This is a genomic window from Staphylococcus simulans (assembly GCF_047037175.1).
Taxonomy (GTDB): Bacteria; Bacillota; Bacilli; order Staphylococcales; family Staphylococcaceae; genus Staphylococcus; species Staphylococcus simulans_C.
In genome coordinates this window covers 949,259-962,940 of record NZ_CP178241.1, presented here as the reverse complement: position 1 = coordinate 962,940, position 13,682 = coordinate 949,259, and the positions used below count along the sequence as shown (strand labels likewise).

The window sequence follows — 13,682 nt, the reverse complement described above, 5'->3', positions numbered from 1 at the left end:
AAAGAGGTGAACAATTTGACCTTTGTTGAATACGAAAAAGGCAAGAAACATGCAGGCAAGAATGCTGACGAATCGGAAACATCAGATAGTTTTGAGGATTGCGGTATCAAACTTACTGATAAAGATTTAGTAATTGATATAGATGATGTGCCGAAAGAGGTTATTCACGCTATTATTCAATTCTTCAATATAGAAACACAAACAGTCTGGACAGACAGAGGTGTACATTTTTATTTTAAAAAACCTGAAAACTTCAAAGGCGCTAACGGAATAAGTGCTTTAGGTTTTCCTATCGAATACAAACACATTAAAAACACAAAATCAGTAACAGTCAAACGTAACGGAATTTTAAGACAAATCGACAACGAAGGTGTCAGAGAGAACTTACCTGAAATCTTTCAAGTGAACAGGAAGATTAAAAACAACTTGTTAGGCATGGGTGAATCAGATGGTAGAAACGATGCGTTATATAAGCACAAAATGGCTATCTATTCGCTCAAAGATACTGTAAAGATACTGAACTTCATAAATGAGTTTGTGTTCGCTGACAAGCTTCCTAACGATGAAATAAGTACTATTGCAAGAGACGAAGCGATAGACACTAAAGACATGAGCTTTGATACTATCGCTAAATCTTTAGTCAATCAATACTACGTAAGATTTTACAACAACGTTCTATTCTTTAGAGATGATGAAGGTAAATTTATTAATGATGAAAACATGTTAAAACGAAAAATACACCAATTTTTAGATCAGAAAGACAGTAGAAATGTTGAAGAAGTCTACAAACAGCTTCTGCTCATAGCTCCTATCATAACACTAGATGACGATGAATCTTTTGAAATTCACTTTAATAACGGCTATCTTCACGAAGGTAATTTTTACGAAATGGAAAGTAAGACGTTTACACCTTACCACATAGATATTGATTATCACTATGACGCTGAACCGGTAAAAGTCGTAGACGATTACTTAAACCATTTGAGCAACAATGATGAAGAATATAAGAAGCTGATTTTAGAAGTTTTAGCACACACATTGATTATCAATAAAGAGTTCAAACGTATGTTAGCAAAATTCTTCATATTTGTCGGCGACGGTGGAAACGGTAAAGGAACTTTATTAACCATTATAAGAGCAATATTGAATCGTAAAAACTGCAGCGGTTTATCTATCGGAGATATGGCCGATGAACGTTATTTTGTCACAATGCAAGGTAAATTAGCCAATCTTGGCGATGATATTCAAGATGAACCTATCAATAACAAGCAAATGAAGGCTTTAAAAAACATAAGCACTTGCGACTTTGTAAGTACACGTCAATTGTTTCAACAAGCAACAGAAGTTGAAATGACGTTGAGCCTGATATTTACCAGTAACCATATTTTAAAATCTTGGGAAAAAGGCGATTCATATAAACGTCGTGTCATGTGGCTACCTATTTATACTAAACCCGCTAAAAAAGAAAAGAACTTTATTCAGAAACTGACTACTCAAAAAGCACTAGAGTATTGGATTAGGTTAATTATCGAAGCTTATAAGAGATTGTATGAAAATGAAAGGTTTACAACATCTAAAGTCGTTGAGAAGTTCAACGATCAATATCATGAAGAAAATAATAACTTCTTATTATATCTTCAAGATTTCGAACGCAACGATTTCCTTCACATGAAACCTAAGCAGATTTATGACGAATACGAAGCATGGGCAGAAGAGAATGATTTAAACGCACAATCTAAAAAGCAGGTCAAAGACACCATAGAAAAAAATTACGGACTTGTTGTTAAAGGTAAAAAAATCAACGGCACAACACAAAGGGTTTATGTAGAAATAGACAAAAATGATGAGGAGGTGCAATCGTGACTCAAGAAGAACGCTATTACGATACAAAATGGAGATTTGAAAATCACTTCGGCGACGAGATGAAAGACGATCTGATTAAAGATTCGGCTGAGTATATTCATTATCTTGAACAAAACAACCGTGAGCTTTTATTGAAAATTGAAGCAATGGAAGATGAGATTGAGGAGTTGAGAGTATGTTAACTAAAGAAGAAAAAGAATATCGCGTAGCTTTAGGGCAGACGTTGAGAAGATATAGAGAAATGATGGGTTTATCAATGAACGACGTCAACAATACATTAGGAATACACAAAGGAGCCTTGCACGGTTATGAAAAAGGAACAAGAAAAGTACCTTTAGAAAAAATCAATCAACTAGCAAGACTGTATAGAATGAAACCTTCCATTATTTTCCAAGACGCTTACGACAGAATTGATTACGGTTATACGTTAGATTGGAATGATTTTTTAAAGATACAGTTCGGGGACAATAGAAACGAGTTGATAATTAAGTCAAAAATGAACAAGCAACAAGAAGTTATACAATTATCTCATCAAAATATACATTTCATAGAGACGAAATTTAGAGTGTAGTTTTGTAACTCTGTAACACTTATCTCCCCTAAAAATGAATTTAATCGGTGTTACATGTTTTCAAAAATGACGATTTTCAAAAAATCAAAAATCCCGTCAAATCAACGTTTTGAGTTACGTTTTTTTCAGAAACGTAACTAAATGTAACTAAAACGTAACTGGGTTGAGCCTTACTCTCCGTTACGTTTTCAGCTTTCGGTTACAAAGTTCAACTTTATTTCTATAAAAGTAGTATATATATTGGTTTCTTTTAAAAATATAACGTAACCTGTCTCGAAAAACAAAATGTGCTATTTTGCAGGAGAATGAGCAAAGTGTAATGTAACTCATAACCTGAATGGCAAATCCTTTGAGAGAGTAAGGATAAGCCGGTTACATTTTGAATTTTAAAAACGTAACCAAAATTGAACTTGTAACCGCATAAATATGCAAAATAACATGAAAATTATGTATAAAAATAGAAGGTGATTAATTGAATATCGACTATGACGATGTAGAAATGCAATTCAAATGCACAGTGACGTTTACAGCTAAAGTCAAAGATACATTTCACAAACACGAAAATACACAAGCTATGGAAAATAGTTTGATCAATAAAATTTATGAAGAACCAGAAGCCTACATGGATGATTTAGAAGTCACAGATGTAGAGCGGTTATTGTAGGAGGTTAGAGTAATGTCTAGAAATACAATCTATGTAAATAATAAAGCGGTAGCGTTGACACCAGAAGACATGCGTCAGATTAAATGCAAAGCTTTGAATTTATTGCTGGTTGAAAAACGTATGAACCACGGATGGAGTAAGGAAGAAGCAACTACCTTACGTAGAGATTATATAACTAAATGGGGTTCTATCTATTGGAGAAGAGATTTTCCGGATGTAACTTTATATGTACCTTTGAATGAAATGCAGAGAATCAAGATTGAAAGATATCAAATCAATAAAAAGTACCAAGAAGGCAAGAGCTTTGAAGAAATCATAGGAGACGACTTTGAATACTATCTTGAACAACACAAACCGACATTTAACATAGAAGAAGTAGAAAAGAAAAAGAAGTTAGCAGAACAAGCAGAAGCACGTAAAAGAAAAAAGCGTCCTTGGTTATACGACGGTACACCGCAGAGTGTAGAAGCTGATCCTTGGTACTTGCACCTATGTGAAAATGATTTAATGGTAAAGGTGGTGCGTTAAATGAATGAGATTAAAGATTTAACAAGAGATGATCGTATTATCTTATGGCAATATCGTGGATTGAATGTGCAGGACGGTCATGCAGGTGTTGTTATTCGAGAAGTCGATAGACTTGGCAAACAATCAGTAATGGTTCAGTTAGATGGTATCGATGACCCGTTCGAGTTAACAGATGTGGATTACTTTGACAGACTGCCAATATCTTTCAAGAAAGATGAACATTTTGAAGATTGCAAAAACATTCCTGCGCATTATTCTGGTCAAACAGATGTAATTGAATTTACGCGTCAACAATTTACCAAAAATGAATGGATTGCGTCTATGAAGTTTAACATCATCAAATACGCCACAAGGCTGGGTCGTAAAGACGCATTAGATAAAGAGTTGGATAAAATCATCGATTATGCGCAACGTCTCAAGGAGGGGCTTTAAATGACCTTAAAAGAGGAGTTTAAATACGCAAACGCGCAATTGAATACATGCACAGGAGAGTTATATGTGGACAACATGCGTGAGTTGCATGCAAAGTTGTGTATCAAGAGAATTGTCGAACAATTAGAGCAAGGGCAATCACTAAATCATAAATTCAATGATGAAGGAATTTTGTAATGGCTGGCAGAGAACTTACAAACACAATTAAACAGCGTTTCAAATCAGACACACGAGGACGTAGTTTAACACTACTAGAGCAAGAGTTACAAAGCAGAGGTGTAAAAGGGTTTGTGATTGATGCAAGCCCTTCACGTATCACTGCGATCGTTGCTAGAGAAGATTATTTGAATAACAGGAGGAAGTGGAATGAAATCACGTGATTATGAAAAAGCTTGGCATGTGTTGAAAGAAAAGATGTTGTCAGACTATGTGAAAACACACAAAGAAGTTGAAAAGGTTATTAAGCCTAATAGTCAGTACCACTTATTCCAAGTAGCCAATGCAATGGTGGGCAAAAATGAATTGCGAAGATTGTTAAAACATATGGATAACTTAGACGGCACACGTGAATTTGCTAATTTACTGCACGATTTAGAGAGGGGCAAATAAATGACTTATAAACACATGGAAAAGCAAGTAGAAGGTATTTTATGTGAAGTATGTGGCGGATTGACTATCGAAGAAAATGAGGAAGTACCTGGTCATCCAGTAACTTGTGAAGATTGCAGAAGAGAGGTTGAATAAAATGGTCACAATTACAACAAAAAAGATATTGGACTTTGCAGAACTTGTACAGTGGGCTTGGTACAAAAATAAGACAGACGTGACTTTTTACAGTGACAATGGAAGTTATGTATATTTTGACGAATATGGATATATTTCTAAGGTTGAAAACATACAAAAAAAGGACTTGTTCAGAGTAGAATCAGTTAGCCAAGCTTTCCGAGAAATCAATCCAGATGGCAGTATAACGTACATGTGGTCGGAAAAGGAGGAATTGGAATGAGATACAAATACATGGAAAAACAAGTAGAAGGTGCTAAAGCGTTGGCGGAACAATACCCACACATGCAAGCACATCAAGACATTTACAAAGAACATGTAGAGGTGCTGGAAAAGGCAAAGGCGTTTGATCGCATTAAAGAAATGGTAGAGGCGCTGAAGAAAGCACGTGCGTTTGATGAAGTAATTAAAGCAAGTCAGAAAGAAAAAACATATGAACAATTAGGTTTTACGACATCAAGAATAGCCAGTGAATATTGGAGGGATAAAAGCAATGACTAACACAATCACAGTAGAACAATTAAAAGAGTTATTACAAATACAAAAGGAATTTGATGATCGCATTGAAAGCAAGACTTCACTCAACAGATACAATGCATATGTTGTAGAATTTTTTGAATGGTATAACACCATTGAACCTTTCAAAGATTGGAAAAAAAATAAAGGTAAACCACGTGAAGAACAATTAGATGAATTATCGGACATGATGGCGTTTGCATTAGCACATTGGTTACTGGACGGAAACTGGTGTGACAATACTCAATTTTCACATATGCCTAAAGAAAGTGATTTGTATCGCTTTGTTGCAGACGAAATTGATTTAGCTAAAGAAATGAAATTTATTAAAGAAAGAGATCCTAACAGAATTGATACATTCAGCAAGTTGAGCGTGAATCAAATAATGAAAAAACTCGAAAATGTAAGTTTATTATTCGTATTTAAGATTGCAATAGAATATTATTCTGTGCCAGAACTCATTGAAGCATACAAAAAGAAAATGCAACGTAATCACGATAGACAAGACGGCAAAGCAGATAAAGACAAAGGATATGTGTAAGGCGGTTCGTCCGCCTTGCTTTTAGGAGGTAGAAGATGAAGTTTGGTCAAAACATTAAACAAATTAGAAAGCGTATGAACATCACCCAAAGTGAGCTAGCAACAAAATCAAAATATCGCGTTCTTATTTAAGTGATATTGAAAATGGAAATAAAAATCCAAGTATAAAAACAGTTAAGAAATTAGCGGACAGTTTAGGGTTATCAGTCACAGATTTATTCAATGACGATACAACATTTTAGGAGATAACATGAACGCTAAACAAGTAATGCAGGAAGAGGAGTGAGTAGAATGGAAAATTTTTTATTAATATTAATCATAGCATTAACACTATTTCTTTTGTTTCCCGTATCTATTTTTATAATTATTGTCAGCTATGCTATCAAAGAAAAACGAGAGCTTAATAAAGAGTGGGAACAAATGGAAAGAAGACATCAAGAATTTAATGAAAAGGTTAATAAAAGGATGGAAGAAGAACGCAAATATTTAGATGAGAGAAAATGGAAAAGACACGTTAGTAAAGGATTAGATAGACATTTTAAATAACACAGGAAGTGATACTAATGATTAAACCAATACTCAAACTAATCTTAACACTTACGCTATACGAGACAGCTAAATACATCACTGAACAGCTTATCATTTACGAAACACAGAATGATGATGTGGAAGCACCTGCAGACTTCGATATACACGATCATATACATCTTAATGATTTAAAAGCAGAGGTGAGTGAATAATGGGTTTAGTATATTGGCTATCTGTAATCATTTTAATACTTACATGGGCCTACACATTATATAAATGGATAAAGACAAATAGAGAATTAAATCAATCTAGAGAAGAAATTCAACGTTATCGAGAAGAGAAAATAAAAGATGAAAATAATTTATTAAATGATTTAAAATTTAATAAATCAATAATCCAAGAATTTTCGGAAGGAAATGGGTCAATGCCAATCAAAGTGTCATTTGTATTAAAAAGTAAAAATGGTAGATATTTCCAAGAAGTGTTTAAGATGTATGTAAATAACGAAAACCTAATAGAAAAAGTAATGCAGACTACTGATGATATTTTGAAAGCAAAGGAATATCGTACACATAGAGAAGCTAGTGAAGAAGCAATAAAGTATGATTTTAAAGTTATGGCACTTAATACTTACGTAAAGGAGTTGTAGCAAGTGATAACAAATACTGAATGTTTATCTGGTTTGGGTATTGCTATTGATGGTGTAACCTATGATAATTCCAATGACTTAATATACTATTTAACCCGAATTAATAATACGCATACCAATTTATCATCTGAACAATGGCGTACTATTTTAGTGTTGGCAATTGAAAATTTAGCTATAGGATTTAATGAGGAAAGGAATGGCAAATGATGTGGATAGCACTAACCATTCTCTTCGCTCTCCTCTCTCTTGTGCTTTACATGGCGAATAGAGAGTTGAATGAAGAGTTGGCAGTTAAGGATATGATTATAACAATTTTAAGGCAGAAGGGTGATAACTAACTCTGGAAATTAAGGTATAATTAAATCAATAATACCTATAGGGGGTATACGATGTACACTAAACAAGAGATACACGAAATGATAGAAGGCTATAAATGGATGAGCAATGTAATAGATAGTCAAGTGTATGATTATGACAGCACTTCTATTTCACAGTATGGTTACCAATCTGCAATGCCTAAAGCACAAGGTGGTACGAGTGATAAAGTGTTAGTAAAGGTTATAAACAGAAGTAAAGCTAAAAGACGAAACCAATTAATTATGGATAAGTTAGCGTTCATCGATACTTATGAATCTTATATAACTAATGAGAAAGACTATCATATCTTACAAATGTTAAAGCAAAGAGAGAATCACAAAAGGATTATGGCAATACTAGATATGAGTAGAGATACTTTTTATAGACGTGTTAAGGATATTGTTAACATTCTATATCATGCGCAACATTAACTCAGGTAATCGTACACATCGTACACATCGTACACATCGTACTGATTTTGGTTATACACATCTTTAATATTATAATTGAGTTATAACGATAAGTAAGAACTACGCTTACGACACGATCAATACTATATTATCAATTTGCAAGGAGAGACTTTGTGTCTCTTCTTTTTTTATTAATGAGAATGAACCACATACATATTAGTAGGGAGTAGGATGTGTATGGATATAAAGTATAGCGATGTGGATGATAGGAAAAGATTCTATAAGACATCGGAGTGGCGAAAGTTAAGACAACAAAGGTTGTGTATAGATAATTACGAGTGCCAATGGTGTAAAGAAAAAGGTAAAGTAGTGACCGATAAAGATACACGTCTTGTAGTACATCACAAAAAAGAGTTAAAAGATAGACCAGATTTAGCACTAGATATAGACAACTTAGTAACAGTTTGTTTTGAGTGTCACGAAAAACATCATGATAGAAATATTTATAAAAAAGAAAAAAACAAATGGTCAAACGATGAATGGTGGTAAATTATAAAAAAAAATATAATACCCCCCCTCAAAATATTTTTGAAAAAATAAAAACTCTGGGGAACGGGGCGGGGAATCTTCTCCCGAGATTTATTGTAAAATTCTCACGTATAACCCCCTGGGGGTATAATTGAAAGAGGTGAAGTACATGGAACGCAACGAAGAGCAAATTAAACAACATGAAGCACGTGTGAAAAAGGAGAAAGTTAGGCTAGATAAAATTTTCAAATCTATCCCTGAAGATAAAAAACGAGTGGCTCAAGGTCTTATTGTTCAAGCTGCGCGTATGCGGATTCTTCTGGATGATGCGTGGTCCGACATACAAGAAAAGGGGGATTATGAATTATTCACTCAGTCTGAAAGCACGCCAGCTTATGAGCGAGAACGACCTATTGCCAAATTATTCAACTCAAGAGATGCTGCATATCAAAAAATAATTATGCAATTATCAAAATTACTCCCCGAAGATGTCGACGTAGTCGTGGATAAAGAAACGGGAGGATTGAGGAGTATGTTGAATGGAGATAAATAAACATGTCAAATGGTATATTGACAAGTACAAACATGGAGAAATTAAACTTAATAACGATAGAATAAAGTTGATTGACCATCTAGAAAACAACATCTTATATAGAAACGATCTATACTTTGATAACGAACAAATTGAACTATGTATAGCTTTTATTGAACGGTTTTATTTCAAGTTGCAACCCTTTCAGAAATTTTTAATAGCATTTGTATTTCTCTTTGATGAGGAAGATGAACTTTATTTCGAACAATTCTTTTGGCTTGTTGCACGTGGTGCTGGTAAAAACGGTCTAATAAGTGGATTATCGACATATTTCATTAGTGAATTGCATGGTATTGATAATTATGATGGTACTGTTGTAGCCAATACAGAAAAACAGGCCAAAACATCATTTGAAGAAATGCATAGAATGATAATCAAACATGGATTATATGAAGGTAAAATCAACGACGTAGAAGGTGAAGGTGTATTCGACCTTACAAAACTTAGAATAACTTCTACTAAAACGCAAAGTAAGTTTGAGTATGCAACAAGTAATGCTGGGAGTAAAGACGGTGGTCGTGAAGGTTTTATCATTTATGATGAGGTTCATAGATATGAAAATAATGATATTGTAGATGTATTCTCTAGTGGCTTAGGTAAAGTGAAGCACCCTAGAGAATTTTTTATTGGTACAGACGGATTTGTACGTGAGGGGTTCTTAGACAAAATGAAAGAACGGTCTAAAGAGATTTTAGAAGGAAGAGCGACTGATGACCGTTTATTTCCATTTATCTGTCGGTTAGATCATAAAGATGAGAAGGATGACCCTTCTAAGTGGTCTAAAGCAAACCCTATGTTCGAAGAACCTATGAGTGACTATGGTAAACGTCTTTATCGTAAAGTTTTAAACCAATATAAAGATTTGAAGCACAGCCCGAGCGGTTACGAAAATTTTATGACTAAGCGAATGAATTTGCCAGAAGAAGATTCCAGTAAAATTGTTGCATCACGTGATGATGTTTTAGCTACAAGTCGTGATATTCCGCCACTAAAAAATAAAACTGCAATCGGTGGTGTTGATTATGCTAGTATTAAAGATTTTGCGGCTGTAGGGTTGCTGTTCAAACAAGGTGATAACGTTGTTTGGCTATCTCATTCTTTTGCACGTAAAGAATACCTTGACCAAGCTCAGTTGAAGCCTCCAATCAAGGAATGGGAAAGACGAGGTCATTTGACAATTGTGGATGAACCATCAATTAACCCTGCGCATATAGTAAATTGGTTTATAAAAATGCGTGAAAAGTACGCTATTCAAAAAGTAGTTGCAGATAATTTCCGCATGGATTTAATGCGTCCTTTATTTGAAGAAGCTGGATTTGAAATTGAAGTATTACGAAATCCAAGAGGTGTACATAGTAAGTTAGCGCCTAGAATTGAAACATTATTTGCAAATCATAGAATTATATTCGGAGATAACCCTTTAATGCGTTGGTACACAAATAATGTTGCAGTTCACGTCAAAAAGGATGGTAACAAAGAATTCATCAAGAAGGATGAACATAGACGAAAAACTGATGGGTTCCATGCTTTTTTACATGCGCTCTACGCTGTGGATGAGATACAAGAAATCGATTTAGATAAAGCATTTGATTTATTAGATCAACTTAATTTTTAGTAATAAAGGAGGTGGTTAATTGGGCTTTCTGGATGCAGTATTTAAACGTAATTTAGAATTAAGAGATATGCTAGATTTAGATTTAGCAAACGACCCTGCCAATCGTTCATATTTGAAGCGAATGGCTATTGAAACTGTAATTAATTTTATATCACGGACATTCAGCCAATCTGAATTTTGGGTTAAAGATGGTCAAGAACTAAAGCAAGATAAATTGTATTATAAGCTGAATGTAAGACCTAACACAGACTCAAGCGCTACTGATTTTTGGCATAAAGTTATTTACAAATTGGTTTATGACAATGAGGTTCTAATTATTAAAAGCGACTCAGATGACTTATTGATTGCTGATGATTTTTATAGAGAAGAATTTGCTGTTTACGAAGATGTTTTTAAAGATGTTATTGTAAAAGACTTCAAATTCGAACGTTCTTTTAGGATGAATGAAGTTATATATTTAAATTATAACAACGATAAGTTACAAAGATTTGTTGAGAGCTTATTTGCAGATTATGGGGAACTTTTCGGACGCATGATGGATACGCAACTTCGTAAAAATCAAATCAGAGGGATTGTTAGTGTCGATTCCGGCGGTGGAAATATCGATAATGTGAAAATGACAAGATTGCAAAAATATATTGATAAAATTTATAGTCAATTTAAGAATAATGGTGTTGCGCTCGTGCCTCAAGTACCAGGATTCGAATATAAAGAACTGTCGAAAGATAGCACAACCGGTAACGATAATGGCGGAGAGAATTTACAAAAAGTCAAGCGTATGATTATTGATGATGTTGCGAAAATTGTAGGGATTCCATCGAATTTAATACATGGAGATGTTGCTGATTTAAGTAATGCTATGAGTGCATATATAGATTTCTGCATTAATCCTTTAATTTCAAAAATCGAAGATGAATTGAACAGCAAATTTTTTACTGAAAGCGAATTTTTAAGTGGTAAACGTATAAAAGTTGTTGGTATCAATACGGTAGATCCAATCAAGAATGCAGAAAAAGTAGACAAATTAATATCATCAAGCGCAGCTAAACAAAATGAAGTTCGTGAAATGCTCGGTCTTGCACCTGTTGAAGGTGGAGACCGTTTTATTTTGACTAAAAACTATCAACCTGAGGATGAATTGAAAGGGGGTGAGAATAAAAATGAAGACGAAACAAGAGCTAATGAAAGCAACGTCTAAATATGCTTTTAAAAACGAAGTGAAAGACGATAAGGTTGTTCTCACTCTTAGCGGACCGGTGGCTCAATCTTCTATCTTTGCTGATGAAACCATTAACAGTCAAGATATTGCCGAAGCATTAGATGGTGTGGATAAAGATATTGTAATTCGCTTAAACAGCCCTGGTGGTGACGCCTTTCAAGGAATTGAAATTTATAATTATTTAAAAAACCACTCTTCGCACATCACAATTGAAGTTACTGCTTTGGCCGCAAGTGCGGCATCTATCATTGCAATGGCGGCCGATGAGCTTATTATGAGCAAAGGTGCTTCGCTGATGATTCATGAAGCAGCGACTATCGCAATTGGTAATAAGGCGGACGTTAAGAAGACGCTAAACGCTTTAGAAACAGTGGATGCATCTATTGTTGAAGTTTATAAGGATAAAACAGGACTTGATAATGAAGAGATTGAACAACTCATGACTGATGAAACTTGGTTTACAGCAAAAGATGCCGTAGACAAAGGTTTTGCGGACAAAACGAAAGATAAGGTTGAAACACCTAAAGAATCTAAAGAAGATGAGGAAAACAATAGTGAAATGATTGCTATGAAGAATGAAATCGAAGGGTTAAAAATTCAATTAGCCAATTTTAAAAATAGTAATAATAAACCAAAGAAAAAACGTTATCTATAGGAGGAAAAATTATGACAATGAAATTTAAAGATTCAATCAACAAAGATGTTGAGAATTTAAAGAATGAATATTTCGAGGCAGTACGAAATGACGCTGACCCTGAAACGATTGAAAATAAATATGCGGAATACATGGCTGCTTTCTCTTCTAATTTGCAGAACGAAGTGTTAAAAGAAGCGCGTGAAGAAGTTTATAACACTTCGACTGATAAGCAAGTGCGTATGAATCGAGGGGAAAACATTCTTACTGCTGAGGAATCACGTTTCTTTACTAACTTAGTAGAAGATGAGGCAAACTTAGACACTTACAAAGAAGAGGTTGTTTTACCGGAATCTACAGTATTACGTGTGTTTGAAGATATGCAGAAAGCACGACCTCTATTATCTAAAATTAATTTTCAGATTGCTGGAATCAAAACGCGTTTAATCGTTGGAGATCCTAAAGGCGCTGCTGTTTGGGGAGAAGTATTCGGTAAGATTCAAGGACAAATTCAAGCGAATTTTAAGGAATTAAATTTCTCACAAAATAAATTAACTGCATTCGCCATCGTGCCTAAAGATATGTTGGAGTTTGGCCCAGAATGGATTGAGCGTTATGTTCGCTTGCAATTAGCGGAAGCGATGGCACTTAAGTTAGAAGAAGGTATTGTTAAAGGCAATGGTGCAGCATCAAACCAACCTTATGGACTGACAAAAGATTTAACATATGATACGGACGGTGTAACTATTACTGGCGCGACTGATAAAGCATCAGCAGGGACATTGACATTTGCGGATGCTCAAACTACCGCTAATGAATTAGCACAAGCGCTTACGACACTTTCAACTAAAGAGAATGGAGCACAAGTAGACGTAAGTACAGGTGTAACACTTCTGGTCAACCCAGCAGATCAATTCTACGTAAAAGCACAAAATACTATGCAAACAGTAAACGGTGCTTGGGTAACGTCGTTGCCATTTAACGTAGATGTTGTAGCATCAGAATTTGTAGATCCTGATAAAGCTATTTTTGTTGTGGGAAGTCGTTATTATGCAGTCCAAACCGGCTCAGTAACAATCAAGTCATATGACCAAACGCTTGCATTAGAAGATGCTGATGTGTTTATCGCAAAACAGTTTGCACACGGTATGCCAGATGATAATAAAGTAGCTTTGGTTTACGACTTGGATATCGCATCAAAACCATCTGCTGACTCAGTATCACCTGATGTAGGCGCATAATTGAAAGGGGTG

The 13,682-nt window shown here is 34.6% G+C and carries 25 protein-coding genes; all 25 read left to right on the top strand.

The window, feature by feature from the left end:
* Window positions 1–6 precede the first annotated feature (6 nt).
* The 25 genes from ACFCT9_RS04640 to ACFCT9_RS04520 all read left to right on the top strand — a co-directional run bounded on the left by ACFCT9_RS04640 (window position 7) and on the right by ACFCT9_RS04520 (window position 13,670).
* Entirely contained in the window at window positions 7–1,863 is a 1,857-nt protein-coding gene (locus ACFCT9_RS04640; RefSeq protein WP_412521271.1) for a DUF5906 domain-containing protein, read from the top strand.
* Window positions 1,860–2,045, top strand: a complete 186-nt coding sequence (locus ACFCT9_RS04635; protein ID WP_412521269.1) for a hypothetical protein — start codon at window positions 1,860–1,862, stop codon at window positions 2,043–2,045. Before ACFCT9_RS04640 ends, ACFCT9_RS04635 begins: the two co-directional genes overlap by 4 nt.
* Window positions 2,039–2,434 (top strand): helix-turn-helix domain-containing protein, encoded by a 396-nt coding sequence (locus tag ACFCT9_RS04630; protein WP_412521267.1) that lies wholly within the window; start codon window positions 2,039–2,041, stop codon window positions 2,432–2,434. The genes ACFCT9_RS04635 and ACFCT9_RS04630 overlap by 7 nt, the downstream gene beginning before the upstream one ends.
* Before the next feature lie 472 nt (window positions 2,435–2,906).
* Window positions 2,907–3,098, top strand: a complete 192-nt coding sequence (locus ACFCT9_RS04625) for a hypothetical protein (protein WP_412521266.1) — start codon at window positions 2,907–2,909, stop codon at window positions 3,096–3,098.
* A gap of 12 nt (window positions 3,099–3,110) precedes the next feature.
* Window positions 3,111–3,626, top strand: a complete 516-nt coding sequence (locus ACFCT9_RS04620; protein ID WP_412521264.1) for an SA1788 family PVL leukocidin-associated protein — start codon at window positions 3,111–3,113, stop codon at window positions 3,624–3,626.
* Window positions 3,627–4,058 carry a DUF3310 domain-containing protein gene (locus ACFCT9_RS04615; RefSeq protein WP_412521263.1) on the top strand — a complete coding sequence of 144 codons (432 nt, stop codon included), beginning with the start codon at window positions 3,627–3,629 and terminating at the stop codon, window positions 4,056–4,058.
* Window positions 4,059–4,235, top strand: a complete 177-nt coding sequence (locus ACFCT9_RS04610) for a hypothetical protein (protein WP_412521261.1) — start codon at window positions 4,059–4,061, stop codon at window positions 4,233–4,235.
* Window positions 4,235–4,438 (top strand): hypothetical protein, encoded by a 204-nt coding sequence (locus ACFCT9_RS04605; RefSeq protein ID WP_412521260.1) that lies wholly within the window; start codon window positions 4,235–4,237, stop codon window positions 4,436–4,438. Before ACFCT9_RS04610 ends, ACFCT9_RS04605 begins: the two co-directional genes overlap by 1 nt.
* Window positions 4,425–4,667: a hypothetical protein gene (locus ACFCT9_RS04600; protein WP_412521259.1), complete on the top strand. Its 243-nt coding sequence runs from the start codon at window positions 4,425–4,427 to the stop codon at window positions 4,665–4,667. The genes ACFCT9_RS04605 and ACFCT9_RS04600 overlap by 14 nt, the downstream gene beginning before the upstream one ends.
* Window positions 4,668–4,802 carry a hypothetical protein gene (locus ACFCT9_RS04595; protein WP_412521258.1) on the top strand — a complete coding sequence of 45 codons (135 nt, stop codon included), beginning with the start codon at window positions 4,668–4,670 and terminating at the stop codon, window positions 4,800–4,802.
* 1 nt (window position 4,803) lies between these two features.
* Window positions 4,804–5,064, top strand: coding sequence for a hypothetical protein (locus ACFCT9_RS04590; RefSeq protein WP_106421045.1), 261 nt, complete (start codon window positions 4,804–4,806; stop codon window positions 5,062–5,064).
* Window positions 5,061–5,342 carry a hypothetical protein gene (locus ACFCT9_RS04585; RefSeq protein ID WP_412521256.1) on the top strand — a complete coding sequence of 94 codons (282 nt, stop codon included), beginning with the start codon at window positions 5,061–5,063 and terminating at the stop codon, window positions 5,340–5,342. The genes ACFCT9_RS04590 and ACFCT9_RS04585 overlap by 4 nt, the downstream gene beginning before the upstream one ends.
* A complete protein-coding gene (locus tag ACFCT9_RS04580; RefSeq protein ID WP_126498119.1) occupies window positions 5,335–5,898 on the top strand; it encodes a dUTPase in 564 nt (187 codons plus the stop codon). The genes ACFCT9_RS04585 and ACFCT9_RS04580 overlap by 8 nt, the downstream gene beginning before the upstream one ends.
* 106 nt (window positions 5,899–6,004) lie before the next feature.
* Window positions 6,005–6,139: a helix-turn-helix transcriptional regulator gene (locus tag ACFCT9_RS04575; RefSeq protein ID WP_412521617.1), complete on the top strand. Its 135-nt coding sequence runs from the start codon at window positions 6,005–6,007 to the stop codon at window positions 6,137–6,139.
* A 49-nt stretch (window positions 6,140–6,188) separates the two neighbouring features.
* Window positions 6,189–6,443: a hypothetical protein gene (locus ACFCT9_RS04570; protein WP_412521253.1), complete on the top strand. Its 255-nt coding sequence runs from the start codon at window positions 6,189–6,191 to the stop codon at window positions 6,441–6,443.
* Between the two features lie 17 nt (window positions 6,444–6,460).
* Window positions 6,461–6,637, top strand: coding sequence for a transcriptional activator RinB (gene rinB, locus ACFCT9_RS04565; RefSeq protein WP_412521251.1), 177 nt, complete (start codon window positions 6,461–6,463; stop codon window positions 6,635–6,637).
* A complete protein-coding gene (locus ACFCT9_RS04560; protein WP_412521249.1) occupies window positions 6,637–7,074 on the top strand; it encodes a hypothetical protein in 438 nt (145 codons plus the stop codon). Before rinB ends, ACFCT9_RS04560 begins: the two co-directional genes overlap by 1 nt.
* Window positions 7,075–7,077: 3 nt before the next feature.
* Window positions 7,078–7,281, top strand: a complete 204-nt coding sequence (locus ACFCT9_RS04555) for a hypothetical protein (RefSeq protein WP_412521248.1) — start codon at window positions 7,078–7,080, stop codon at window positions 7,279–7,281.
* A 182-nt stretch (window positions 7,282–7,463) separates the two neighbouring features.
* Window positions 7,464–7,862 carry a helix-turn-helix domain-containing protein gene (locus ACFCT9_RS04550; RefSeq protein ID WP_262583351.1) on the top strand — a complete coding sequence of 133 codons (399 nt, stop codon included), beginning with the start codon at window positions 7,464–7,466 and terminating at the stop codon, window positions 7,860–7,862.
* A 216-nt stretch (window positions 7,863–8,078) separates the two neighbouring features.
* A complete protein-coding gene (locus ACFCT9_RS04545) occupies window positions 8,079–8,390 on the top strand; it encodes an HNH endonuclease (protein ID WP_412521246.1) in 312 nt (103 codons plus the stop codon).
* Window positions 8,391–8,538: 148 nt separating this feature from the next.
* The gene (locus ACFCT9_RS04540; RefSeq protein WP_057510411.1) at window positions 8,539–8,922 is read left to right on the top strand and encodes a hypothetical protein; all 384 of its coding nucleotides are present in this window, start codon (window positions 8,539–8,541) and stop codon (window positions 8,920–8,922) included.
* Window positions 8,909–10,576, top strand: a complete 1,668-nt coding sequence (locus ACFCT9_RS04535; protein ID WP_107593869.1) for a terminase TerL endonuclease subunit — start codon at window positions 8,909–8,911, stop codon at window positions 10,574–10,576. Before ACFCT9_RS04540 ends, ACFCT9_RS04535 begins: the two co-directional genes overlap by 14 nt.
* Before the next feature lie 19 nt (window positions 10,577–10,595).
* Complete coding sequence (locus ACFCT9_RS04530; RefSeq protein WP_412521244.1) at window positions 10,596–11,774, top strand: phage portal protein; 1,179 nt, start codon at window positions 10,596–10,598, stop codon at window positions 11,772–11,774.
* The gene (locus ACFCT9_RS04525) at window positions 11,737–12,450 is read left to right on the top strand and encodes a head maturation protease, ClpP-related (RefSeq protein WP_119599334.1); all 714 of its coding nucleotides are present in this window, start codon (window positions 11,737–11,739) and stop codon (window positions 12,448–12,450) included. Before ACFCT9_RS04530 ends, ACFCT9_RS04525 begins: the two co-directional genes overlap by 38 nt.
* Window positions 12,451–12,461: 11 nt before the next feature.
* Window positions 12,462–13,670, top strand: a complete 1,209-nt coding sequence (locus ACFCT9_RS04520) for a phage major capsid protein (RefSeq protein WP_412521242.1) — start codon at window positions 12,462–12,464, stop codon at window positions 13,668–13,670.
* Window positions 13,671–13,682 lie beyond the last annotated feature (12 nt).

Excerpts from the sequence above, each read along its gene's own strand:
- ACFCT9_RS04630 (WP_412521267.1), top strand. The coding sequence starts at position 2,039 with ATGTTAACTAAAGAAGAAAAAGAATATCGCGTAGCTTTAGGGCAGACG.
- ACFCT9_RS04620 (WP_412521264.1), top strand. The coding sequence starts at position 3,111 with ATGTCTAGAAATACAATCTATGTAAATAATAAAGCGGTAGCGTTGACA.
- ACFCT9_RS04615 (WP_412521263.1), top strand. The coding sequence starts at position 3,627 with ATGAATGAGATTAAAGATTTAACAAGAGATGATCGTATTATCTTATGG.
- ACFCT9_RS04610 (WP_412521261.1), top strand. The coding sequence starts at position 4,059 with ATGACCTTAAAAGAGGAGTTTAAATACGCAAACGCGCAATTGAATACA.
- ACFCT9_RS04605 (WP_412521260.1), top strand. The coding sequence starts at position 4,235 with ATGGCTGGCAGAGAACTTACAAACACAATTAAACAGCGTTTCAAATCA.
- ACFCT9_RS04600 (WP_412521259.1), top strand. The coding sequence starts at position 4,425 with ATGAAATCACGTGATTATGAAAAAGCTTGGCATGTGTTGAAAGAAAAG.
- ACFCT9_RS04595 (WP_412521258.1), top strand. The coding sequence starts at position 4,668 with ATGACTTATAAACACATGGAAAAGCAAGTAGAAGGTATTTTATGTGAA.
- ACFCT9_RS04590 (WP_106421045.1), top strand. The coding sequence starts at position 4,804 with ATGGTCACAATTACAACAAAAAAGATATTGGACTTTGCAGAACTTGTA.
- ACFCT9_RS04585 (WP_412521256.1), top strand. The coding sequence starts at position 5,061 with ATGAGATACAAATACATGGAAAAACAAGTAGAAGGTGCTAAAGCGTTG.
- ACFCT9_RS04580 (WP_126498119.1), top strand. The coding sequence starts at position 5,335 with ATGACTAACACAATCACAGTAGAACAATTAAAAGAGTTATTACAAATA.
- ACFCT9_RS04570 (WP_412521253.1), top strand. The coding sequence starts at position 6,189 with ATGGAAAATTTTTTATTAATATTAATCATAGCATTAACACTATTTCTT.
- rinB (WP_412521251.1), top strand. The coding sequence starts at position 6,461 with ATGATTAAACCAATACTCAAACTAATCTTAACACTTACGCTATACGAG.
- ACFCT9_RS04560 (WP_412521249.1), top strand. The coding sequence starts at position 6,637 with ATGGGTTTAGTATATTGGCTATCTGTAATCATTTTAATACTTACATGG.
- ACFCT9_RS04550 (WP_262583351.1), top strand. The coding sequence starts at position 7,464 with ATGTACACTAAACAAGAGATACACGAAATGATAGAAGGCTATAAATGG.
- ACFCT9_RS04545 (WP_412521246.1), top strand. The coding sequence starts at position 8,079 with ATGGATATAAAGTATAGCGATGTGGATGATAGGAAAAGATTCTATAAG.
- ACFCT9_RS04540 (WP_057510411.1), top strand. The coding sequence starts at position 8,539 with ATGGAACGCAACGAAGAGCAAATTAAACAACATGAAGCACGTGTGAAA.
- ACFCT9_RS04535 (WP_107593869.1), top strand. The coding sequence starts at position 8,909 with ATGGAGATAAATAAACATGTCAAATGGTATATTGACAAGTACAAACAT.
- ACFCT9_RS04525 (WP_119599334.1), top strand. The coding sequence starts at position 11,737 with ATGAAGACGAAACAAGAGCTAATGAAAGCAACGTCTAAATATGCTTTT.
- ACFCT9_RS04520 (WP_412521242.1), top strand. The coding sequence starts at position 12,462 with ATGACAATGAAATTTAAAGATTCAATCAACAAAGATGTTGAGAATTTA.